The organism is Sphingobium scionense (assembly GCF_014197035.1).
Taxonomy (GTDB): domain Bacteria; phylum Pseudomonadota; class Alphaproteobacteria; order Sphingomonadales; family Sphingomonadaceae; genus Sphingobium; species Sphingobium scionense.
Genome location: NZ_JACIEU010000021.1, coordinates 64,916 through 86,607, shown reverse-complemented (window position 1 = coordinate 86,607; position 21,692 = coordinate 64,916). Strand labels below are relative to the sequence as shown.

General features: G+C 64.1%; 27 protein-coding genes and 1 pseudogene. 24 read left to right on the top strand and 4 right to left on the bottom strand.

Annotated elements, in window-relative coordinates:
• Nucleotides 1-87: 87 nt before the first annotated feature.
• Nucleotides 88-2,067 (top strand): annotated as a pseudogene (locus GGQ90_RS21300) (strawberry notch C-terminal domain-containing protein); the annotation flags it as partial.
• 67 nt (nt 2,068-2,134) lie between these two features.
• Here the strand turns inward: GGQ90_RS21300 and GGQ90_RS21295 are convergent.
• The gene (locus tag GGQ90_RS21295; protein ID WP_188083883.1) at nt 2,135-3,055 is read right to left on the bottom strand and encodes a MucR family transcriptional regulator; all 921 of its coding nucleotides are present in this window, start codon (nt 3,053-3,055) and stop codon (nt 2,135-2,137) included.
• 164 nt (nt 3,056-3,219) lie between these two features.
• Here GGQ90_RS21295 and GGQ90_RS21290 point away from each other — a divergent pair, with 164 nt between their 5' ends.
• The 8 genes from GGQ90_RS21290 (at nt 3,220) to arsH (ending at nt 8,431) form a co-directional block, all read left to right on the top strand.
• Nucleotides 3,220-3,723: a hypothetical protein gene (locus GGQ90_RS21290; protein WP_188083882.1), complete on the top strand. Its 504-nt coding sequence runs from the start codon at nt 3,220-3,222 to the stop codon at nt 3,721-3,723.
• The gene (locus GGQ90_RS21285; protein ID WP_188083881.1) at nt 3,720-4,319 is read left to right on the top strand and encodes a hypothetical protein; all 600 of its coding nucleotides are present in this window, start codon (nt 3,720-3,722) and stop codon (nt 4,317-4,319) included. The genes GGQ90_RS21290 and GGQ90_RS21285 overlap by 4 nt, the downstream gene beginning before the upstream one ends.
• A gap of 51 nt (nt 4,320-4,370) precedes the next feature.
• Nucleotides 4,371-5,075, top strand: coding sequence for a hypothetical protein (locus tag GGQ90_RS21280; protein WP_188083880.1), 705 nt, complete (start codon nt 4,371-4,373; stop codon nt 5,073-5,075).
• A 242-nt stretch (nt 5,076-5,317) separates the two neighbouring features.
• The gene (locus GGQ90_RS21275; protein WP_188083879.1) at nt 5,318-5,650 is read left to right on the top strand and encodes an ArsR/SmtB family transcription factor; all 333 of its coding nucleotides are present in this window, start codon (nt 5,318-5,320) and stop codon (nt 5,648-5,650) included.
• 11 nt (nt 5,651-5,661) lie between these two features.
• Nucleotides 5,662-6,192 (top strand): arsenate reductase ArsC, encoded by a 531-nt coding sequence (locus GGQ90_RS21270; protein WP_188083878.1) that lies wholly within the window; start codon nt 5,662-5,664, stop codon nt 6,190-6,192.
• Nucleotides 6,189-6,614 (top strand): arsenate reductase (glutaredoxin), encoded by a 426-nt coding sequence (gene arsC, locus GGQ90_RS21265; protein ID WP_188083877.1) that lies wholly within the window; start codon nt 6,189-6,191, stop codon nt 6,612-6,614. The genes GGQ90_RS21270 and arsC overlap by 4 nt, the downstream gene beginning before the upstream one ends.
• 3 nt (nt 6,615-6,617) lie before the next feature.
• The gene (gene arsB / locus GGQ90_RS21260) at nt 6,618-7,688 is read left to right on the top strand and encodes an ACR3 family arsenite efflux transporter (protein WP_188083876.1); all 1,071 of its coding nucleotides are present in this window, start codon (nt 6,618-6,620) and stop codon (nt 7,686-7,688) included.
• Nucleotides 7,685-8,431: an arsenical resistance protein ArsH gene (arsH, locus tag GGQ90_RS21255; RefSeq protein ID WP_281391455.1), complete on the top strand. Its 747-nt coding sequence runs from the start codon at nt 7,685-7,687 to the stop codon at nt 8,429-8,431. The genes arsB and arsH overlap by 4 nt, the downstream gene beginning before the upstream one ends.
• Here arsH and GGQ90_RS21250 read toward each other — a convergent pair.
• Entirely contained in the window at nt 8,401-8,595 is a 195-nt protein-coding gene (locus GGQ90_RS21250) for a hypothetical protein (RefSeq protein ID WP_188083875.1), read from the bottom strand. The two genes, arsH and GGQ90_RS21250, sit on opposite strands and share 31 nt — an antisense overlap.
• A 461-nt stretch (nt 8,596-9,056) precedes the next feature.
• On the opposite strand from GGQ90_RS21250, the gene GGQ90_RS21245 reads away from it, so the two are divergent.
• The 15 genes from GGQ90_RS21245 (at nt 9,057) to GGQ90_RS29380 (ending at nt 19,171) form a co-directional block, all read left to right on the top strand.
• Nucleotides 9,057-10,253, top strand: a complete 1,197-nt coding sequence (locus tag GGQ90_RS21245) for a DUF932 domain-containing protein (RefSeq protein WP_188083874.1) — start codon at nt 9,057-9,059, stop codon at nt 10,251-10,253.
• Nucleotides 10,254-10,263: 10 nt separating this feature from the next.
• Nucleotides 10,264-10,881 carry a hypothetical protein gene (locus GGQ90_RS21240; RefSeq protein ID WP_188083873.1) on the top strand — a complete coding sequence of 206 codons (618 nt, stop codon included), beginning with the start codon at nt 10,264-10,266 and terminating at the stop codon, nt 10,879-10,881.
• A gap of 100 nt (nt 10,882-10,981) precedes the next feature.
• Entirely contained in the window at nt 10,982-11,188 is a 207-nt protein-coding gene (locus tag GGQ90_RS21235) for a hypothetical protein (protein WP_188083872.1), read from the top strand.
• 74 nt (nt 11,189-11,262) lie between these two features.
• Nucleotides 11,263-12,135 (top strand): Mom family adenine methylcarbamoylation protein, encoded by an 873-nt coding sequence (locus GGQ90_RS21230; protein WP_188083871.1) that lies wholly within the window; start codon nt 11,263-11,265, stop codon nt 12,133-12,135.
• Nucleotides 12,136-12,210: 75 nt separating this feature from the next.
• Nucleotides 12,211-12,705 carry a sigma factor-like helix-turn-helix DNA-binding protein gene (locus GGQ90_RS21225; protein WP_188083870.1) on the top strand — a complete coding sequence of 165 codons (495 nt, stop codon included), beginning with the start codon at nt 12,211-12,213 and terminating at the stop codon, nt 12,703-12,705.
• Between the two features lie 55 nt (nt 12,706-12,760).
• Nucleotides 12,761-13,447, top strand: a complete 687-nt coding sequence (locus GGQ90_RS21220) for a DUF5983 family protein (protein WP_188083869.1) — start codon at nt 12,761-12,763, stop codon at nt 13,445-13,447.
• 10 nt (nt 13,448-13,457) lie between these two features.
• On the top strand, nt 13,458-13,970 hold the full coding sequence (locus tag GGQ90_RS21215) for a hypothetical protein (protein ID WP_246428359.1): 513 nt from the start codon (nt 13,458-13,460) through the stop codon (nt 13,968-13,970).
• Between the two features lie 45 nt (nt 13,971-14,015).
• On the top strand, nt 14,016-15,149 hold the full coding sequence (locus tag GGQ90_RS21210) for a phosphoadenosine phosphosulfate reductase domain-containing protein (RefSeq protein WP_188083868.1): 1,134 nt from the start codon (nt 14,016-14,018) through the stop codon (nt 15,147-15,149).
• A 110-nt stretch (nt 15,150-15,259) separates the two neighbouring features.
• Entirely contained in the window at nt 15,260-15,721 is a 462-nt protein-coding gene (locus GGQ90_RS21205; protein ID WP_188083867.1) for a hypothetical protein, read from the top strand.
• Between the two features lie 18 nt (nt 15,722-15,739).
• Nucleotides 15,740-16,060 carry a hypothetical protein gene (locus tag GGQ90_RS21200; RefSeq protein WP_188083866.1) on the top strand — a complete coding sequence of 107 codons (321 nt, stop codon included), beginning with the start codon at nt 15,740-15,742 and terminating at the stop codon, nt 16,058-16,060.
• 49 nt (nt 16,061-16,109) lie between these two features.
• On the top strand, nt 16,110-17,777 hold the full coding sequence (locus tag GGQ90_RS21195) for an ATP-binding protein (RefSeq protein ID WP_188083865.1): 1,668 nt from the start codon (nt 16,110-16,112) through the stop codon (nt 17,775-17,777).
• Nucleotides 17,778-17,823: 46 nt separating this feature from the next.
• Nucleotides 17,824-18,168: a DUF5983 family protein gene (locus GGQ90_RS21190; RefSeq protein WP_188083864.1), complete on the top strand. Its 345-nt coding sequence runs from the start codon at nt 17,824-17,826 to the stop codon at nt 18,166-18,168.
• Nucleotides 18,165-18,371, top strand: a complete 207-nt coding sequence (locus GGQ90_RS21185; RefSeq protein ID WP_246428358.1) for a hypothetical protein — start codon at nt 18,165-18,167, stop codon at nt 18,369-18,371. Before GGQ90_RS21190 ends, GGQ90_RS21185 begins: the two co-directional genes overlap by 4 nt.
• A gap of 51 nt (nt 18,372-18,422) precedes the next feature.
• Nucleotides 18,423-18,779 carry a hypothetical protein gene (locus tag GGQ90_RS21180; RefSeq protein ID WP_188083863.1) on the top strand — a complete coding sequence of 119 codons (357 nt, stop codon included), beginning with the start codon at nt 18,423-18,425 and terminating at the stop codon, nt 18,777-18,779.
• Between the two features lie 137 nt (nt 18,780-18,916).
• The gene (locus tag GGQ90_RS29380) at nt 18,917-19,171 is read left to right on the top strand and encodes a hypothetical protein (RefSeq protein ID WP_246428357.1); all 255 of its coding nucleotides are present in this window, start codon (nt 18,917-18,919) and stop codon (nt 19,169-19,171) included.
• A 367-nt stretch (nt 19,172-19,538) separates the two neighbouring features.
• Here the strand turns inward: GGQ90_RS29380 and GGQ90_RS21170 are convergent, their stop codons facing one another.
• Together GGQ90_RS21170 and GGQ90_RS21165 are read right to left on the bottom strand one after the other, a co-directional pair.
• Complete coding sequence (locus tag GGQ90_RS21170; protein WP_343053982.1) at nt 19,539-20,699, bottom strand: alginate export family protein; 1,161 nt, start codon at nt 20,697-20,699, stop codon at nt 19,539-19,541.
• A gap of 225 nt (nt 20,700-20,924) precedes the next feature.
• Nucleotides 20,925-21,650 carry a superoxide dismutase gene (locus GGQ90_RS21165; RefSeq protein ID WP_188083862.1) on the bottom strand — a complete coding sequence of 242 codons (726 nt, stop codon included), beginning with the start codon at nt 21,648-21,650 and terminating at the stop codon, nt 20,925-20,927.
• Nucleotides 21,651-21,692 lie beyond the last annotated feature (42 nt).

Genomic DNA, 21,692 nt, shown 5'->3' with positions numbered 1-21,692 from the left:
CCCAATGATGCGCCCTTTTAGCTATCGCAAGGAATCATCGCGTTTTATCAATGCATTATTATTAATGATACACTTGCTCACGGGACAGAACAGCGCTTCTGGTCGGCCTTGCTCATCTCGATGAAAATGCCGACGGTCTTCGAGGCGATCGAAACCGAAATCTCGGCCGGCAATGTCGCCGTCGTGCAGCTCGTCAGCACCGCCGAAGCGATCCTCGACAGACGGCTTGCGGAACTCTCTCCTGAAGAACGCGCCCATCTCGATCTGGAGCTCTCGCCGCGAGCGACCATGATCGATTATCTTAAGAACGCTTTCCCGACCCAGCAGATGCGGGTCTTCGCTACAAGCGACGGATCGCTCCGGTCGGAGCCGATGCGTGACGATGAGGGCAATATGGTCGAATGCGCCGAAGCCATTGCAACGCGCGATGCCTTGATCGAGGAGCTCTGCGCCATGCCGCCGGTTCCGGCCGCCCTCGATGCGTTGCTTGCGCATTTCGGGACGGCAAAAGTCGCCGAGGTAACCGGCCGGTCGCGGCGCATCGTCATCGGCAACGATGGTTCCCAGAAGCTCGAGCGCCGCGGTGCACGCGCTAATCTCTCCGAGACCCAGGCGTTCATGGACGGCATAAAACCCATCCTGGTCTTCTCCGACGCCGGTGGCACGGGCCGTTCCTATCATGCCGATCTCGCCTGCGGGACGGCCGACAAGCGCCGCGTCCATTTCCTGCTGGAACCGGGCTGGCGCGCGGATGTCGCGATCCAGGGTCTGGGACGCACCCATCGCACCAACCAAAGCGTGCCGCCGGTATTCCGCCCGGTGACCACCGACTGCAAGGGCGAACGCCGCTTCATCTCGACCATCGCGCGCCGTCTCGACAGTCTGGGCGCGCTGACCCGCGGCCAGCGCCAGACAGGCGGCCAGAACCTGTTCGATCCGGCGGATAATCTGGAAAGCGACTACGCCCGGGAAGCTCTCACCCAATGGTATCATCTTCTCCACGGAAACAAGCTCTCGAGCGTGACCATGGAAAGTTTCCAGGCCATGACCGGACTCAAGTTGACGGACGAGAATGGCACGCTCCTCGAGAAGCTGCCGCCGATCCAGCGCTGGCTCAACCGCATCCTCGCGCTCAGGATCGCAACCCAGAACGCGATCTTCGATGAATATATGGGGCTGATCCAGGCGCGCATCGATGCCGCGCGCGAGGCCGGCACGCTTGACGTCGGGGTCGAGACCATCCGAGCCGAGCAGATCATCACCCGATCCGAGCAGACGCTGCGCACCGATCCGGTGACCGGCGCCGAAACCAGATTGCTCCGGCTCGAACTCCATCTGCGCCCGCGGGTCATGCACTGGAAACGGCTGATGCAGATCTGGGACGGCACGCGCGAAATCGCTTATCTCTGGAACAGCAGGTCCAAGCGCGTCGCGCTCAAGGTGCCGTCCTGGTCGATCACCGACGAGGAAGGGCGCATCGTGTCCATGTGCCAGCTTGTTCGTCCGACCGGCGGGACCCGCATGCAGGAGATCGCGATGTGGGCCAGCCTCTGGAAAGAGATCGATCGCGATGAATTCCAGAAGCTTTGGGAAGCCGAAGCGAGCGAGGCGGAGGCCAAGGTCGATATCGAGACCGTCAACGTAGCGACTGGTCTCCTCCTGCCGGTTTGGCACCGACTTCCGCAAGATGATGTCCGCGTCTGGCGCATCGATGATGGAATGGGCATTTCGGTCATCGGGCGACTGATCCCACCGGCAGCAATGGCGGAACTGCAATCAGCCTTCGGTCTCGACGGCACGGTCGAACTGACCGCTGCCGAACTTGGCGCGGCGGCCCAGAAGGGGACGGGCATCGCAATCCCAAGCCTGGGCGGTGCCACTTTGACGACTGCACTCGTCAACGGTTCGCGTCGGCTCGAAATCCGCAACTACCGACCAGAAGACCGCGAGCGGTTGAAGGCACACGGCGTGTTCAGCGAGGTCATTCAGTACAAGACCCGGCTATTCATTCCGCTCGACCGGTCGAGCGAGATCATCGAGGGAATCCTGGCGATGTCGCGGATTTGATCCCATCTGAAGTCTGATAGACCCGCGAAAAGCGATCCGGGCACCGTGCGCGCCCGGACCGCATCGCTCAACCCGCCGCGAGCGTGGTCTCCGGCGCCGGTTCAGCTGGTGGAACCACCTCGGTTTCTGGCTTTTTCGTCCGAATGCGCTTCGGCTTCGATGCCGCATCCTCGCTCGTCGCAGCAGTCTTGGCAACCGCCCTGGTGACCTTGCGCTTGGGCTTTGCCGCTCCGGGTTTTGGCTTGGCCTCGACAGCCGCGATGGGCGGGTGATCTCCCGGCGCGGGCTCTGCCGGGAGCGTGTCGGCAACGGCAGGCTGGGGTGGCTCAGAAGCCGGTGGAGCAAGAGCGTCCGCGGCGACGGGTGAAGGAGCGGCCTTACGCTTAGGCTTTTTGGCCGCAGGCTTCGGTTTGACGCCTACAGTCTTGGCACGCGGGTGACGCGCCGGTGCGGACTTTGCCGGGGGCGTGTCGGTAACGACAGGCTCGGTCGTTTCGACAACCGGGGGCGCAGGCACCTCCTCGGCAACAGGGGCAGATGAATTCTTGCGTTTGCCGCCGAGGCCCAGCTTCAGTGCGACTTCCCTCCGGGCCGCCGAATATCCTTGCGCGACCATCGGATAGTCCGCCGGAAGGCCGTAGCGGCTACGATATTCCGCAGGCGTCAATCCATGCGCTGCCAGATGTCGCTTAAGCGCCTTGTAAGGCTTGCCATCGATCAGGCTCAGTATGTGATCGGGCGAGGCCAGACTTTCGTCAATGGCGACCTTGGGCTTATATTCCGGTGCGGCGGCCGGCGTCTCCGGCACAATCTCTTCGGTTACTGGAACGGGGACTGGCGTCGCTAGTGGCGCTCCGCCGAGCAGGGCCCGCCGCGTCCCTTCCACCAGCGCCGGTAATTCGGCGCTCGGGACGGTGTTGTTCGCGAAATAGGCACTGAGCAACGTCACGGTCAAAGACATGACGCCCGAATCTTCGGTCTCGGCCATGTAGCCTCCTTCTTCTTGCTGGGAACACGGGTCTTGAACCAGGCGCACTTGCGCATGCGTAAACGAACTCGTGCCTTCATCCGGCGCCCAAGTCAAAGGGAGGGGAGGAGGGTGGTTGTGGGTGCCGCGGCAATTGGGCCGCCCGTTATCCTCATGGAGACCCCATGGCCGACCACTTCATCCAGGGCTCATTCGCCTTTACCTGCTCGATCGCCGAAGCCGCGCTGATCGAAGAGGCGTGGCAGCTTGCTGCCGATCTGATGGGGGATTTCGAACCCGCCCCCGTCAGCGACGACTTGCTGGCAGTCTTTCCGCCGACCATTGGCGATAAACCGCTGAGCGGGTTCATCGCTATCTTTGACGATGCGAACTTTCCCGACTTCGGCGCCGAAATTCGGGTCGAGAATTCGATCGAAGATCCCAAGACCTGCACCGTCGCAATCTTCGGTGCGACCGACTTCCAGCCCTGGCCGATCGCCGGGCTGATCCAACGTTGCTGCCAATTGTCACTGACTGTTGCTCCGGTCGGGTTCGACTGGAGCTTCACCTGCACCAAACCCTACCTCGACAGCTTCGGCGGCGGATGGTGCGCCGTTTTCCCCGACCGGATCGAAATCGAGTTCACGCGAGAAGCGCTTTCGAAAGCATTGAACGGTGACATATCATGACCCGCCGCGATCATTGGGACGAGGATTCCGGCTATCCAGTCAAAGACTGGAAAGCCGAGGTCGCGAACGACGATACCCGTCTTGGCTATCGCGACTGGGTCGATGCCCGGTCGGAAATGCTCGCCTCTGAGGATAGCCCAAGCACGGCCAAATTGGCACCGCGTCGTGACGCCGTTCGGATCCGCGCAACCGATCGCATTGGCAACATCGCCTATATTCATCGTGAGGCGAACCGCCCGATGCGCTGCACACTCGCCAATGGTGTGGCCGCGGCGCTCTTCTACGCCGGCATCACGGTCGACGAGATGACGTGCCGCTTCGTCCTCAACGATTGCGAAACCGCCGACCAGGCGCTTGCTATCGTTCGGCGCTACGGGTCGCTCGACTATGGCTATTGCCACGCCGGCCCGCCACCCGGCTGGGATAGCGCACCAGCGACCCCGCCCGCGCTTCATCTGCTCGCGGGTCTGCTTGGCCAGATCGATCGATTGGCGACCATCATGCCGGAGGCTGTGGGCCAGATCGACGAGGACGCCGTGAAGCGTGCGCGCGCCTTCATTGCGATGGAATTACCCCAAGGATCCCGCGAGGCCTGACGCCAGCCGGCCATCGCACTGGCCGGCACACCATCACCACGGAGAAAGACCATGACCGACGTTTCGACGCCGGGCGCGTCCGCGCGCCTGTACAGCCAGACCCCGTTCGATGAGCGGGGTAATTTTCACTATGCGGGCGACCTCTATCAAGCCGGCGACAATCTCGCGACGCTCGCCGCGCGCATCGAAGGTCATCTCAAGGCCAAATTCCCCGACACCAGTTTCGCGATCAGGACTGAGAAATTCGCCGGCGGCCGCAAGATCACCGCCGAAATCCTCGACACGCCAGCGGACCTGACCGCGCGTGACGCGCAGAACGACTTCTTTGTCGCGGTGCGCGACCAGATGGAGCGCTTCGGCTACACCCGATCCAACCTGCTGCAGGATTTCCACAACTGCTCCTTCTACTGCGAAGCACGGATCGGACAGGCTTATTGGGCGGCACTCGCCGGCCGCCGGGGGCGCAAGAACCCGGTCGAAGCCAAAGTTTCCCTTGCCGCGTTCAAGAAGCAGATCAGGGCTGGTGACAGCCTGAAGCTGGTCGACGCACCGGCCGGACACCGCGCGCTCGGCACGACAAGGGCAATCACCCAGGTTCGCTCAGGAGATATCATGCTCGAAGGACGCTCTTATCTGAGCTTCCCGCGCGCCTCGGCCTTCGCCTGCGACGGAAGGCTCGTGCGGATTTCGAATGGCTCGGAATATGATCCCGACGCGCATCTGCTCTATGAGTGGCTGCGCCGGGACGCCGCCTGAGACATGGCCTTCATCGTCATGGGGCCGGCTGTCTGCAACAAGCCGGGCTGCGGCAAAAGCTGGGCCTTCGTTATGTGGACAATCAACCCTTGATCTCGATCCTCGCCGCCAGAGGGGGAAACCGCCCCCTTGGCGCAGCAAACCCAAACGGCGTAGCGTCGCGGGGGCGGTTTCCCCCTCTGGCTTCCGCTCGCTAGCATCTTTCGGTTTGCCAGAATCCATATATCGACTATTCTCGATATATGGATTCTGAGTCGACCATCCTCGCCCTGGGTGCGCTGGCGCAGCCGACGCGTCTCGACACCTTCCGCCTGCTGGTGCGGCATGAACCGGACGGCTTGCCGGCTGGCGAGATCGCCCGGCAGCTCGACGTGCCGCAGAACACGATGTCCACGCATCTCGGTATCCTGTCGCGCGCGGGGTTGGTGAAGTCCGAGCGGCAAAGCCGTTCGATCATTTACCGCGCCGACCTCGATGCGCTGCGCGCGCTGACCCTGTTTCTGGTCAAGGACTGCTGCGCGGGGAAACCGGAGCTGTGCGCGCCGCTCGTAGCCGAACTCGTCCCCTGCTGCTGACGGAGACTGCCATGTCCACCGATAGCATATTCAACGTCCTGTTCCTTTGCACCGGCAATTCGGCGCGCTCGATCCTCGCCGAAAGCGCCATGAACAAGCTCGGTAAGGGCCGCTTTCGTGCCTTCTCGGCCGGGAGCTACCCAAAGGGCGCGGTGAACCCCGACGCGCTCGCGCTACTGAAGCGGCTCGACTATCCGATCGAGGGCCTGCGCTCGAAAAGCTGGGAGGAATTTTCCCAGCCCGGTGCGCCGGTCATGGATTTCGTGTTCACCGTTTGCGACGACGCGGCCGGTGAAGTCTGCCCGGTGTGGCCCGGCCATCCGATGACGGCTCATTGGGGCATCGAAGATCCCAGCCATGTCCAAGGCGGCGAAATCGAGCGCGAACGTGCCTTCGTGATGGCGCTGAACTATCTGGAAAATCGCATCCGGCTGTTCATCTCACTGCCGATCGACAAGCTCGAAGCCACGGCGCTGACCGCCAAGCTGCGCGAGATCGGCCATGCCGAAGGTTCGACCGCTCGCCGGGGAGATGCGGCGTGACCGACATCATCGTCTATCACAACCCGGAGTGCGGCACGTCGCGCAATGTGCTGGGCCTGATCCGCAATGCCGGAATCGAACCGAACGTCATCGAGTATCTGAAAACCCCGCCGTCGCGGGCGCTACTGGTCGAGCTTATCGAGCGGGCCGGCATCACGGCGCGCGAGCTGCTGCGCGAGAAGGGCACGCCCTATGCCGAACTTGGCCTGGGCGATCTCTCACTGTCCGACGATACGCTGATCGATGCGATGATGGCGCATCCTATCCTCATCAACCGGCCGCTGGTCGTCTCGCCGCTCGGCGTGAAGCTGTGCCGGCCTTCGGAGGCGGTGCTGGACCTGCTGCCCGCGCCGCAACAGGGTGCCTTCACCAAGGAAGACGGCCAACAGGTCGTCGATGCGGCCGGCGCGCGGGTGATCTGAAGCATGGCGACTATTCTCGACACCGCGCCGGCTCGCCCGGGCATCTCCTTCTTCGAGCGGTATCTGACCCTGTGGGTGACGCTCTGCATCGTCGCAGGCATCGCACTCGGCCATCTGGTGCCCGGCCTGTTTGGCGCGATTGCCTCCGCCGAGGTGGCGCGTGTCAACCTCGTCGTCGCGGCGCTGATCTGGCTGATGATCGTGCCGATGCTGCTGAAGATCGACTTTGGCGCGCTGGGATCGGTGCGCCAGCACTGGAAGGGTGTCGGCGTCACGCTGTTCATCAATTGGGCGGTCAAGCCCTTCTCGATGGCACTGCTCGGCACGCTGTTCCTCGGCTGGCTGTTCGCGCCGCTGCTGCCGGCGGGTGAAGCTCCGTCCTATATCGCAGGGCTGATCCTGCTGGCGGCTGCGCCCTGCACGGCGATGGTGTTCGTGTGGTCGAACCTCTGCGACGGCGAGCCGAATTACACGTTGAGCCAGGTGGCGCTGAACGACCTCATCATGGTGTTCGCCTTCGCGCCGCTGGTCGGCCTGCTGCTCGGCGTCGCGTCGGTGACGGTGCCGTGGGATACCCTGCTGCTCTCGGTCGGCCTCTATATCGTCGTGCCGGTGATCGTCGCGCAGCTCGTTCGCCGCGCCGTGCTGGCGTCAGGCGGACAAGCCGCGCTGGCCCGGCTGCTGGCCCGGCTCGGGCCGGTGTCGCTCACCGCCCTGCTGGCGACGCTGGTGCTGCTGTTCGGCTTCCAGGGCGAGGCGATCGTCACGCAGCCCTTGGTGATTGCGCTCATCGCCGTGCCGATCCTGGTGCAGGTCTATTTCAATGCCGGGCTGGCCTATTGGCTGAGCCGCCGGTTCGGCGTGGCGTGGTGCGTGGCGGCACCTGCCGCGCTGATCGGCGCGTCCAATTTCTTCGAGCTGGCGGTCGCCGCCGCGATCAGCCTGTTCGGCCTCAAGTCCGGCGCCGCACTCGCCACGGTGGTCGGCGTGCTGGTGGAGGTGCCGGTGATGCTGTCGGTCGTGGCGATCGTGAAGCGCACCCGTGGCTGGTATGAAAAGGGAGCGATGGCTTGACCCATATTCGCGAGCTGGCTGACCCGGATCATCTGCCCGCGTTCGATCTGCGTTATGCTCATGAGCGGCCCGCGCTCGGGCTTGGCGCGGGCGATCCTCCGCCGCGCATCCTGCTGCTCTACGGCTCGCTGCGCGAACGTTCCTTCTCGCGCTTCGCGGTCGAGGAAGCGGCGCGGCTGCTCCGGTTCTTCGGGGCCGAGACGCGCATCTTCGATCCCGCCGACCTGCCGTTGCCCGATCAGGTGAAGGGCGACGATCATCCCGCCGTCCATGAACTGCGCGACCATGCCATGTGGTCGGAGGGCATGGTGTGGTGCAGCCCGGAGCGGCACGGCCAGATCACCGGCATCATGAAAGCACAGATCGACCATCTGCCACTGGAGATGAAGGGGATGCGACCGACCCAGGGCCGCACGCTGGCGGTCATGCAGGTGTCGGGTGGCTCGCAATCGTTCAACGCGGTCAACACGCTGCGGCTGCTCGGCCGCTGGATGCGGATGTTCACTATCCCCAACCAGTCGAGCGTGGCGATGGCCTACAGGGAATTCGATGAAGCCGGGCGCATGAAGCCCTCCAGCTATTACGACCGTATCGTCGATGTGATGGAGGAGCTGGTGCGGTTCACGGTGCTGCTGCGTCCGCACGCCGCCCCCCTTGTCGATCGCTACTCGGAGCGGAAGGCGGCAGACATCGTGATCGACCCCACCACGGATCACTCGGCGATTGCTGTTGCCGGACGCTGATCCGGCAAGTCCGTCTCCTCCTCGAACTGCCCCAGCAGGGCCGAAATACGATCGGCGATCGCGCAATGCCGCTCCATCTCTCGCGGCCATCCACGTTCCTGCGCGTCTTCAGCTAACGACACCAACCGTGTTGCCAGCGTCATCCACCAATTCTGGTAAACCATTAGCCGTCTTTCTGACGATAGCCATCGCCTGCACTCCACGCGTTTGGAAGTTCAGGCTCTCAATATCACGGTGGCGCGCGGCTCAGATCATTTTGTCTACATAAATCGGAGCGACTTTCTCTTCCGACCCGAGCTATTGATTCACTTCAACGAAGAAGCGCGTGCGGGCCGCTTCGATTTTGTCGTCTAGGTGCGGACGATGCGGCGGCGCTCAGCTCTTACGGTTGACCGTCGGTGCCAGATGCGCAGGCCGGGAAATCCGCACTCTCGCCGAGGAAGGCGACATCGGCCACGAGGAGGTAACGACGCTCTGGGGCGAGCATTGGGGGCCAACATCTGCCGCGACCGCCCCGAACATCAAGCCCCGATCCGAGGCGCCATGCACCGGGATGGAGGGAAGGGGGTGGGGAAGGGTTGGCCGGTCCGAAGCGGATCGGACCTTTCCAACCAGGAGATGTCCCATGGCAACGCTTGCCCAGCATATCGACGCGCCCCAGGTCTCGGGCGCCTACAAGGTCGACATATCCCGCGGTCGCAACATCGGACGAGTCTCGTCCGAATGGTATTCGCGTCCCGACGACGAGAAATTCCTGTCCCTCGACGACCTCTATGAAAGCGTTCGCCGTCGCGCGGGTCACGCACGCACGCGTATCGTCGAAAGCCGCGACGTCCGCGTCGAGGCGAGCATGGACAATGCCGAGCGCCTCAGCCTGATCGTTCCCGGCGAAGCCGAGCCGATCGCACCCACCAACTGGTCGTTCGGCCAATTGTCGAGCCTGGTCGGCGCTCCCGCATCCTATCTGCGGGGTCTGCCCGCCGCGCTCGCCGGCATCAATCTCCAGCACGGCCTCCTCAATCATCGGGGTGAGCAGGTGAAGCTCCTTGAGACCCATGAGGGCCGCTCCGAACTGCGCGCCGTCACCGGACCCGATTATGGCCGCATATGGGACCATGAACTGGTCGCGGCCGTCATGAAGATCGCGGGCAACGGCGTTTCCGACACGCGCTGGAAGGTTCCGGGCGTGCTCGACTGGCGGTCGATGCGCTATAACCCTCACGTCGATGTCACGCGCGAGACGACGACCCTCTATGCGTCGGATCGCGACGTTTTCCTGTTCCTGGTCGACGACACGCATCCGATCGAGGCGGGTAAATTGCCGAATGGCGATCCCGATCTCTTCTTCCGTGGCTTCTATTGCTGGAACTCAGAAGTCGGCTCCAAGACATTGGGAATCGCGACTTTTTATCTGCGCGCAGTGTGCATGAACCGCAACCTGTGGGGCGTCGAAAATTTCGAGGAGATCCGGGTCCGCCACTCGAAATTCGCCGCCAACCGCTTCGCCCATGAAGCGGCGCCCGCGCTTGAGACCTTCGCCGACTCCTCGGCCATGAGCTTCATCGAGGGCATCAAGACCGCGCGCGGCCGCATCGTCGCACGCTCCGACGAGGATCGCGACTCCTTCCTGCGCAAGAACGGTTTCTCCAAAACCGACACCGCGAAGATCATCCAGTCGGTGATCGCTGAGGAAGGCCATCCGCCCGCGAGCTTGTTCGATTTCGTCCAGGGGATCACCGCGCACGCACGGACCAAGTCCAACCAGGACACGCGGCTCGAAATCGAGGGCAAGGCGCGCAAGCTCTTCGCCAAGGCGAACTGAGGAGGTCACCATGCCGAGCTTCACGATCGAAAGCACCTACCGGCAGCCGGTCTTCCGACACCGAACCTATGAGGCGGCCACCGCCGAAGATGCCTGTCAGCTCGCCATCGCGGACGAGGACTGGACCGGCCAGAAGGAGGACTATGAGAATAGCGGGGCCACGTACCTGACCGGCATCTGGCCTGGTGTGGATAGTGCCTACATCACGCCCGCTCTGGAACTGCCACCCGGTTACGGTGAGGGTGAAAATCCGCCGCCGACGGCCGGGACGGAATCGGCCACGCCGGTAGCGGCTCCGCTCATGCCGCGCTGTCGCCATTGCGGCAGCGCGGACATCTGCCGGGACGCGAACGCCATCTGGGACGAGATCGCCCAGCAATGGTCACTCCTCGCAACCTATGACAGCCAGACCTGCGAGCGTTGCGGCGCGGACAGCAACAATCTCGCCCTCTGGGTCCCGGTCGCCGAGGCTGGTTCGGCCAGCGCTTTCCTGTGGGAAGTGATCCAGGCGCTGGAAACCACGTCCCTTGCCTCGGACGCGGACTTCCAGCGTTTCTGCACAGAGAGCCATGGCCAGCTGACCGCTGATGAAGCCGCCGCCCGATGGCGGAGCGCCGCAGCCGCCTGACCATCCGGTCCGACCAACGGGCCGACCTTCGATACCCGCTCACCCCAGGCGGCTTCGACCCAGCTCGGAGCCGCCCTTTTCATATCGAAAGGATCCGATCATGCACGCTTCTTCCCAGATCGAACTGCGCTCCTTCTCCGTCGAGATCGAATTCTCAAGCGGCGGCGAGCCCTTTGCCACCGAGAGGTACACGGTCGAAGCGACCGACTGGTATCGCGCCCAGCGCGACGCGCTCGAGATATCGGTCTCCAGCCCCTACGACAATGCCCGCATCCCCGAGCTCACGCGCCGCGTGATCGCACAATAAGTAGCCCCGACTTTCTCCCGCCTCCGATCGCGGCATGGCGGGAGGAGTCCCGGCTGCAACCGGAGTTGCCGCTCATGATCACCACCAGAAGCCAGCGCTGGCGCGATCGGCGCTGTCGCTGGGTGCCCGGCGCCACCGAGATCGATCCCCGGCGCTTCGCCGTGGATATCATCGATACCGTCAAGCAGGCGGCCCCCTTCGTGCGCCAGCATCATTATGCCGCCTCGATGCCGGTCACACGCTTGTCGGTCGGTCTCTTCCGAAACGGCGCCGGGGGGCGATCCGACCTGGTCGGTGTTTGCGTATTCGCCCACCCGGTCAACAATGCCAGCGTCCCCAAATCAGCCGGGCTCCCCGATCCGCGCAGCGCCTGCGACCTCGGGCGCCTCGTGCTGCTCGACGACACCGGCGGCAATGCCGAAACCTGGATGCTCGCGCGCGCCTTCAAACTGCTGCGTCGCGAGAAACCGGAAATCGTCTCGGTCATCTCCTATGCCGATCCGATCCGCCGGACGGACGAGCAAGGACAGATATTCATGCCCGGCCATGTCGGCACGCTCTATTGCGTGATGGGTAGCCGCTATACCGGCCGCTCGTCGCCACGCATCGATCTGATCCTGCCCAACGGCCAGCCGATCTCAAGCCGGGCGATCTCCAAGATTCGCAATGACGAATGCGGCCAGCGCTATGCCGCCGAGCAACTCGCCGCCGCCGGTGCCCGGACCCGTCGCGCCGGCGAGGATGGAGCGCACTGGCTCACCGATCTCGAACGCTCCGGCTTCCTGCGCCGTCAGAAGCACCCGGGCAACCATGTCTATCTGTTCCCGCTTACCAAAGCGGCGCGGATTGCGGCGCGCGCGCTGCCGAGCCTGCCCTATCCGGTTCTCGATCGCGCCACGTCCGCCGGGGACGTCACGGCGCTCCCGCTGCTTGCCCGCGCAGCCTGAGGCAAATCGAGGCTGTCGGAGGGAAGGGGGCGGGAATGCGTGCCGGTCAGGGACCGGCTCAACGGAGACCCCACCATGTCCGATCATGACGCCCGCGCTCTCCTTGTCGAGGCGCTCGATTTCTTCAACGACCATCCCTGCTTCAGCCTGCGACGCGACCGGCGTCGGACGAGCTACGAACTCGCCGCGCGGATCGATGCCTTCCTTGCGCCCGACAAGACTGTTCTGCCTGTCGTGGCTGCCGCGCGCAAACGCTGGCCTGACGCTCATATCCTGCGGATCGACCCGGACGAGCAGACCGTCCAGCGCGATGGCGACGGCTACTGGGTGCGGGCATGGGTCCGCGTGGATGCGGCCGGTCTTGCCGACGTCGGCGCTGCACCAATCGACCGATACGTCCGCGCGGTCGCCGCACTGCCGGAAATCACCCGTCAGGTTCTCCTGGCGGATTTCCTAGGCCACGAGGATTTCACTACAATCGCGGCCCGTCTCGGCATCACCACGACCGAGGTCGAGCAGCATATCGCCGACGCGCTCGCCGCCATCGCCCAGGCGCTCGACCAAGCCTGATCACATGCTCGGAGTGCCCGTTCGCGCACCCGGCACATCCCCAGGGAGACAATCCATGAGCCATATGACAAGGGACGATTTCGCTCGCCTGCTAGCCCGGGCACGCACAGCCATCGCCGACGCTGCTCCGGCAGCCCATATCCTCTGCGATGAATTGGCGCAGGCCGAGCGGCTCGTGCAGGATCACGTCGTTCCCTGGCCAGCCGATATCCACGCCGCGTTTATCGACCATCGTCATGGAGGCGATCTCTACGCCGCCTTCACACGCGAAGCGCTCATGGCCGAGGTCGCCTCATTCTGCCGCGAATGGTGGCCGGAGATCCGCGACGGGCGTGATCCCTCGACGCTCTCCGACGAAGACGCAAGTTCGACCTATTTCGACGCGCACGAAGAGGAATATCTCTGGACAGAGCGCATCTCAATCGAAGCCCCCGCGGTCGGCTCATCTCAGGCACTGCGTGTCGGTCGCCATCTCGTGATCAGCACCAGCCACATCCGTCCCGCCACCGCTGACCTTCTCGACCAATGGGCGCCGATGATCCCCGAAGCCCGCCCGCTCGGTGTCGCTGAGGCCGGCTATGGCTGGTTCGTTCTGACGGATCCACTCGACGGCCTGGAACGCGAAATGGTCCCGAACGAGCTTTGGGCCGCCATCGAGCTCGCGCGCGCACAAGGCTGCCGTTGGCTTCTTCTTGATCGTGATGCGGATTGCGTCGATGGTCTCGAAACGTTCGAGTGGTGAGGGCGCCGCCATGACCCACCGCTCCTCCCGGGCCGAGGTTCGCAATCCGCTCCTCGGTCTTCCCGCCGCGCGGCTCATCCGGGCTATGCCTGCCGATATCCGCGCTCTGCTCGCCGTGCTGCTGCTTGAGCTGGCTGCCGAGTCGCGCCGCCGTGCCCGATCGAGCTGGGATAGCCGAAAGGCATTTGTCGCTGCTTATTGGGCCACGGTCGCCGTCTATGCCGGACATGTCGCCCGCATACTGGGCGGGGCCGGGCGGCGAGCTGCTTCGCGTAAGCCCTTTCGTGTCGTCCAGCGCGGCTTCCCAGAGCTTGCCGCGGCGAACTGGGCGGAAGCTTCCAACCTCTATTGCGAGCGCCGCGACCGTTCGGGTCTGGGCGCCAGCATGTTCCCCGAGGCTCTGCTCCTGATCGCCGAAACGCCCGTAGGGCGGATCAGCTATAACGGCCGGATCTGGCTGCCCGGCGAATGGGAACCGGACGCACAGCCCCTCTACGACAACAGGCCGCCTGTCGGCCGCTGACCGGCGCGCGGTCGCGCCGATCCACCGCACCTGAGGAGACCCTGCATGGGCGCAGCTCTTGCGTGCGGCTTGCTCGCCGCGCCTGACGATCCGTTGCCCGCTATTGACGAGACGGTGCTTGCGGCCATCAGGGGCGGTGCCTGGTTCGCCTTCAATCTTTCGGGCGGTAAGGATTCCACCGCCTCGGCCCATGCCGCTATCACGCTGCTTGACGCCTTGGGCCATCCCCGCGACCGCCGGATTGCAATCCACGCGGACCTCGGCCGGGCGGAGTGGCGGTCGACCCCGGCCATGATAGCAGCGATCGCGGACAGGCTGGGGCTGCCCTTGTTGGTGGTCAGCCGATCGGCAGGCGACATGGTGGCACGATGGGAGCAGCGCTTTCTCTCCGGCAAGCGCCGTTACGAGGCGCTCGAGACCTATAATCTGATCGGCCCATGGTCATCGGCATCGCTGCGTTTCTGCACGTCCGAACTGAAGGTCCAGGTGATCGGCCCCGAGCTGGCGCGTCGCTACCGGGGCGAGACCATCGTGTCGGTCATCGGCCTGCGCCGCGACGAAAGCCCGAGCCGGCGCTTGACCCCGATTTCCCGAAGCGACGAACGCTTCGCCAAGCCAGGCAATGCCGCCGGCACCCGCATGCTCAACTGGCATCCGGCGGTCGACTGGAGTGCCGACGATGTGTTCGGGATCCATGAGCGCCACGGGCTGCCGTTGCACGAAGCCTATGTCCGCTACCGCACGACCCGCCTGTCCTGCGCTTTCTGCGCGCTTGGATCTGCGCACGATCTGGCTGCCTCCGCCGATGCGCCCGGCAATCTCGATCTCTACCGCCATCTCGTAGCGATTGAGCTGGATTCGACCTTCTCCTTCCAGCCCCAACGATGGCTCGCCGATGTTGCTCCCCAATTGCTGTCGGCCGCACGTCTTCGCGAAGTCGCCCGCGTCAAAGCGCGGTCCCATGAACGCCGGACACTCGAAGCGGCAATGCCCCCGGAACTGCGGTACGTAAAAGGCTGGCCACCCCGAATGCCGAGCCTGGCCGAGGCTGCGCTGATCGCGAAGGCGCGCGCGCCGATCCTCGATCATCACGGCCTCGCTGACCATTTTCCCGACGCGGCTGCGGTCCAGGCGCGGTTCGCAAACCTCCTCGCCATCAAGGCCGAACGGTCCCGTTAGCGAGCCGGAGGGGAGGACTCCTGTTGAAGATGCATCGGGCGGGTTTCGCTCGCGCGTCTCCTTGCTGCCGAACGCGCAGCCCCCTGCCTCCACTACCGAAGGAACAGCCAATGGACGTCATCGTCTCTCGGTCCCGCATCCCGGGGACCGCCTCGACCTATCACTATCGCGCCCTTGTGCCGCTGGCCGAAGTTGCGCTCCAGCGGCGCCCGCGCTGCGTCGTCATCCAGGCCCGAATCGGCAATGGCCGGGCACCCTCGACCCGCATCGCCGACGTCGTGGCACCCGCCGCCTGGTATGAACGTGAGCTGGCGACCCCCTTGGGCCTCGCGGCGCGCCTCAACCTGGTCGCGCGGCGGATCGAGTCGCTTATCGTCCACACCGTCTTTCCCGAGATGACCGCTCGGCTGACCCCGCTGATGCTCGCCCTCGATTTCGACCCCGGCGAGGCCAGCTACCGCGTCGCCGTCGCCGATCTGAACGAAGCGTTCGAGCGGTTCGCGCCAGCCATCGACATTCTGATGGCAGCCGATCTCGGCCTCTATCAGGGCTGCGACCTGCGCGCCGCCTGACACCGAAAGGACCCCGTCATGGCTCAATATTCCGAAGCCAGCCTCGAGACCGCCGCCTGCCTCTGGGAGGCGGTCCTGACCCTGCGCTCCCGGCCGATCACCGATCCCGATGCAATCGGCCTCGCTCTCGCGATCGACAGGACATTCGATGCGCTCGGCACCGCTGCCCTGCGGCTGACCGTGGTTGGCTGGACCGATACGGTCGAAGCGTCCTGGCGCGAGATCGAGAACGACTATCCGCTCTGCTTCGACTGGGATTTCGTGCCTGCCTGGATCATCGACCACATCGACTGGTCCGATCCATTCCACCCCGCTCTGATCCAAAGGGGAGGGGGATGAGGGCTCATGCGGCGGGGAATTGGTCTCCGCCAGACAGGAGCCACATCCCATGTCCTTTCCCGTCACCATCCGGCCCGAGGTCGGCCAGTCGCTCATCACCAAGGTCTCGCGCCTGTTCAACGGCACGCTCGGCGACGTGCTGCTGGAGCTTTTCCAAAACGCCCGCCGTGCCGGTGCGCGCGCGATCCACGTCGCAGTCTACAATCTCCCCGCCGGGACTGCCCTGTCGATCTACGATGACGGCTGCGGCATCGACGATCCCGCCAACCTCCTGACGCTCGGCACATCGGGCTGGCAGCAGGATATTCGCGACCGCGAGGATCCCGCCGGCATGGGGGTGTTCAGCCTCGCCGGCCGCGATGTGATTGTCCGCTCCCGGTCGCGAGCGGCCGGACGGGGCTGGGCGGTCCATATTCCGGCTGACGGCTGGGAAGGGACTGTCCCGCTCGCGATCGCGTCGTGCGGGATCGTGCGCGGCACCGAGATCCAGATCATGCTGCCGGCCGCCTGGGAAGAACAGCTTGGGTCGGAACTGCGCATCGCGGCCCGATACTTCCCGATCCCGGTTCATTTCGAGGGCGCACAGCTCCCGTGCGAAGACTTTCTCGCCGGCGCCGCGCAGATCGAGTTATGGGAAGGCTGTCGCATCGGCATCTTCCACGACGGCACGACCGAGGCCGTCCACACCCCCCGGATCAATTTTCACGGCGTGACCGTCGCCTCACGACTTCCGACGCTGAGCGAAATCGAGAGTCCCCATAACTGGCGGGTGCGGGTCGATATCATCGACGCGCCGGCGCTCCAGCTAGTGCTCCCTGCGCGCAAGGAAATGGTCGAGAATGAGGCGCTGTCCCGGCTCAGGGAAGCGGCCGAGATCGCGCTTTACCATGCCGTCGCCCGCGAGAAATCGCATCGCCTCTCCTACAAGGCCTGGGCGCGCGCCCGCGACCTTGGGATCGCTCTTCCCGAAGCTGATCCCTGGCTCAACGCCTGGACGCCCAATGTTGCCGACACCTACAACCGTTACCAGGGCGCGGCCGTTCGGTCGGAGCCGATGATCATCATGTCCGAACACGAACCCGATATCGAGCAAGCACTTTCCCGCGCGCTTGCGAAGGAAACGCCGCTCGGCGGTCGCCTCGTTGACGAGAATCGCGATTTCGAGGGCTATCGCTGGTACGACGCATTGCCGCGTCTCCTGTCCTGCAGCTTCGTCGTGCAGCGCGGCGGCGTCCTCCATCGCTATGCGGATGACGTCGCTCTGCCGGACGATTTTGGCTCCGGGCCGGTAGAGGAACTCGCCGCCGAGATCCTTCTGCGGCCCGGCGGCCCGTCGCCGAGCGAACCCACTCTATGCCGCGTGCCCACGGACATGCTGGTCTGCAACAATGGCTGCTGGACGCTCGACGAGGCGACCATCCTGTTCGACGACGAGGCCAATGTGCAACCGGACGCGCTTGCCAACCTGATATATGCCAGCCTGTTCTGCTATTCCGACGATTGCGACCGCGACAGCTGGGATACGCAATCGCTCGCATTCGAGCATGAAGCCCGCAATCTCGCCAACCTGCTGCTGCTCGGCGAAGACGAGGCGCTGCTCGCCCGATTGCGTGAGGCGGTCTTCGAGCACGTCCAGTGGCTCATTCCCTTCAACCGCAGCCTGAGCATCTCCGCCGACAGGAACAGGCTCTCGCTCTCGCTCGACCAGGCGGCCTGAACCCATCGCCCGCGCTTCGTCCAAGCCCTCGCGAAGGAGATTTCTCATGCGCCATGCCGCACTCTTTGTCTGCTCGACCGTCCATCTGCCTGCGGCCGAGCGTCGTCACATCGATCACCTGATCGCCGTCGCGCCGCGCGGGGCGGACGGACGTGTCGAGGTCGGCCATCCCGATCTGGTGATCGAGCCCTATGCCTATGGTTTCTTCGTCCACACCTGCGTCGTCGGGTGCGGCGGGGAGAGGCCCGACATCAGCCCGGAATTCTGGGCGATCCTGAAGGCGGCATTCGACAGGGATGCCTCCTGGGTCCTGTTCGACCGCGACGAGCCGACCTGGTCCGAACTGCCCACCTTTCCCGACCCCGACCTTCCCGAGGAGCACCAGTCATGACCAGCGCCTGCTCGATGCAACCCTCTTCGTCCAAGCGCGCCGCGCTTGCATCCTTCGATCATGCCTACGCCGTTGCCGTGCGGATGCGGCATGCGACCGGCCACCCCCAATTCGTGCTGCGCACCGGCGATCCGCTCCAGCCCTTTCGCGTCTCCAGCACCGGGCCGCAACGCCACCAGGCGCTGATGACGCTCGTCGCCTGATCCGGCGCCTGCATCTGCCGAAAGCGGCTGTCTTTGATGAGGAACACTTCCATGACCAACGGAATATCGCGCCAGCCCGAAACCGAGGCGCCCGACGCCGCTCCACCTGCCATCCAATTTCTCAGCCTCACCGAGGATGAGTTCGTGGACAGGTTCCAGCCCGTCCCCAATCATCTGCTCGCGACCGCCGGTTTCGACTTCGGTCGGGGCGGGTGCCTTTTCGAAGCCTCCGATCCGGACCTCGCCTTCATTCGCTCGCAACCCATGCCAAATGTCTGGACAGTGATCGACGGCGACGAATGCCTCGAGATTACCGATGGCATGCACACCGTCAATCGCCTCGGCTATCTCCTGACCGAGCGGCCATGTCCCCCCGACATAATGGTCAGCGTCCCGCTCGACTTCTAAGCGACCCCACACCGCGACTCTCGCGGCCTCGGGAACCGGGCCATCGACACATGGCGGCCACCCGGCCTCCGGGATCGGCCACCACCCGTCACTGCGACCGTTATTCGGGGCTCCGGCCTCCTTCCCGGAGATCAGCCATGTACGACCTGAAGCGTCCGCCGATTGCGGCGGCGAACGACGCCGCCTGCCTGGCTGCGCTGTCGGGGGGGGGGCCTGTCATTGCCGCCTGGGGCATGAGCATCGACAGCACAGCAATCATCATCAAATGGGTCGCACGGGGGCTGCCCCTGTCCGCAGTGCTGACAGCCGACACCGGGGTCGAGCGCGAGGAGACCTATGCCTTCCAGCCGATCTTCCAGCGCTGGATGGACCGCCACCATATCGTGCACTAAGTGCCCAAGCGCTTCGAGCACTGGCTGCCTTACTTCTCGCTGCTCGAAAACTGCCTGACCAATGCGACCTTGCCGTCGATCAGCTTCGGCCGCCCCAGTTGCAGCTTAGGTCCTCCAACCCATCCAGATGTTTGTTAAGTGCCCTTCGTGATGGAGCAGGCCGGGCGACACGCTTACCCGAATAGCTGGTGGCACCCGGCCTGCTCCATCACTTCAGCATCGTTTACGCGTGGATTAAATCGATGCTGGTGCCGCGGAACCTTCATCTATCCAGTATCGCTACCATGATCGAGGACGAGGGCGGCGCGATAAGGGTAATCGAGAATTTCAGGGCAAGTTCGCGCTATCTGTGATCCGGCCGCAAAGCTTAGAAGGCGGCGGTCAGGTTAAGAGACAGATATTTGCTATCACCAGACGATGGCGCGTTTGGTGCCGAGGTCAGGAAGCGTCCCTTGGCCAGCCAGACCCCGTCCACCTCGAAGCGCAGCCGCTCCGGCACGATCCATGTCCGCACGCGAGCATCGAACTGCTGCCCGGCAAAGCGTCCCGAACTGCCGGTCGCATCGCGGACGCCTGTCCCTGCAAAGGCGTCGGTTGCTTCGGCAAGCCAAAGCAAGCGGTAGCTCATCATGAAATCAATGCGCTTCGAAGGCGCCGCTTCGACGCGAACGCCCGGCGTGATTACATTCGTGCGTGCGACGACATTGTAAAGCCCGACCGGCCCAAGGTCAGCACGCCGCATGCCGAACAGGCTGTCAAACCGCGTATAGGTGCCTCCGGCCTTGTCGCCGGAAGCGGCGTCCAGCTCAGCCATGATATGCGTCTTCCACGCATCCGCGAACGTGTATCCGACATCAGCATGCACGAACCATGCGCTGACCGGCATGCGAGGAGCGCCGGTCAGCGTGCTCGTGCTGATCCGGCCCGATTGGTAGATCCCTTCAAGCTCATAGTCGATCACGCCTGGTCCGGGATTTCGGATGACACGGGAATCGATGGTGTTGAGCGAACGATCCCGGGTTGGACGGCCGGCGGTGTCGTGCTCGCCGAGATGGAAGAACCCAAGCTCCATGGTCGCTGCACCCAATGTCTTGGGCCGCGACAGGATGCCGCCCCAGAGTACCTGATCGAACCCTTCGTGGTCGAAGCGGACCTTGTTATCCAGCACCGACGACAGGTCGTCGGGCCTACGCTGCTGCGGCAACACATAGATCAGCGTCGCCTTGACGCTCTTCACGCCGATGTCGGCCCGCAAGCCGGTAAAGCCATTGGTGGTGTTGCGATAGTCATCGGCCGCCACAAGTCGGCGCGAGTTGAGATCGATCTGCATGCGGCCCGCCCGAACGGCGAGCGACGTGCCTGCGCCGAAGGGGTTGGTGAAATCGGCGCCGACCCACGCCGACACGAGTTCCAGCGTATTGACTTCGTTGGTCGAGATCGGTGTGCGGGAATTGGCGAGCCATGATCGACTGTCATAGACCTCGGCGCCGGCGCGAAACGGTCCCGATCTATATGTGGCCGCGACGATCGTGCGAAGGTCGAGCAGATCGTCGCTGGCATTGAAGCCGGGCGGACCTGACCATCGACCGTCTCATAGCGCAGGCGCATCGATCCGCTGATGTCCAGTCCATCCGAGGTTGCAGCCGTTGCCGGGGCATGCTGGGCGTGCGCCGGCGTGGTACAAGCGAGGAGCACGGCCACTGGAGCGGCGTGCTGGAGACGAGGCGTCCGCCGACGCATGATGATCGTCACGTCAGCTTGCGGCAAAGCGCGTTACAAGGCGATCGGCATTGCCCCACGCAATCGAACGCATGAAAGTATCGACATAATCACCCGCCTTCGCCCCGAAATCCATTGCATAGGCGTGCTCATACATATCGAGCGCCAGGATTGGTGTCGCGCCGGCCAAGGTCGCTGTATGGTCGGCGGCCCACTGATTGGTCAGCCGGTTGTCCCGGTGGCTCCATTGGAGCAGCACCCATCCCGAACCGCCGCCCAGCGCCTTGCCCATGCCCGAAAATTCAGCGGCCCAACGGTCATGGCTGCCAAAGTCCCGTTCGATCGCCTGCGCTAATGGCCTACCCGGCTGCGACGATGCGCCGAGGCCGGCGAAAAAGAGTTCGTGCAGGATCATCGAATTCCATGCGATGAGTTCCTCGCGCTTCAATCCGTTGATCGTGAAGCCGGGTGCCTTCGCTGCATCGAGCGCTGCAAATTGCGTCGTGATCGCGCCGAGGCGCTTCACCGCTCCGACGTAATTATTGTCGTGATGGCTTAAGAGCAGCCGTTCGGACAGGCCCGCGATCGTCTTGGGGTCAAACGGCAGAGGTGCGGGTTGCGGCGTGAAGGCACGCCCGGTCGGTCCCACCGGCGGCGGCGTTTGCGCGTCGGCTGTGGCCGTCCCCAGTGCGGCTGCGCCGACGGTCATTATGGCACCGGCAGCGAGGAGGTTGCGGCGGTCGATCTGCGGGTCGCTCATGATGGTCTCCGGTCGAATTTGATGGGGATGCGGGAATTGACG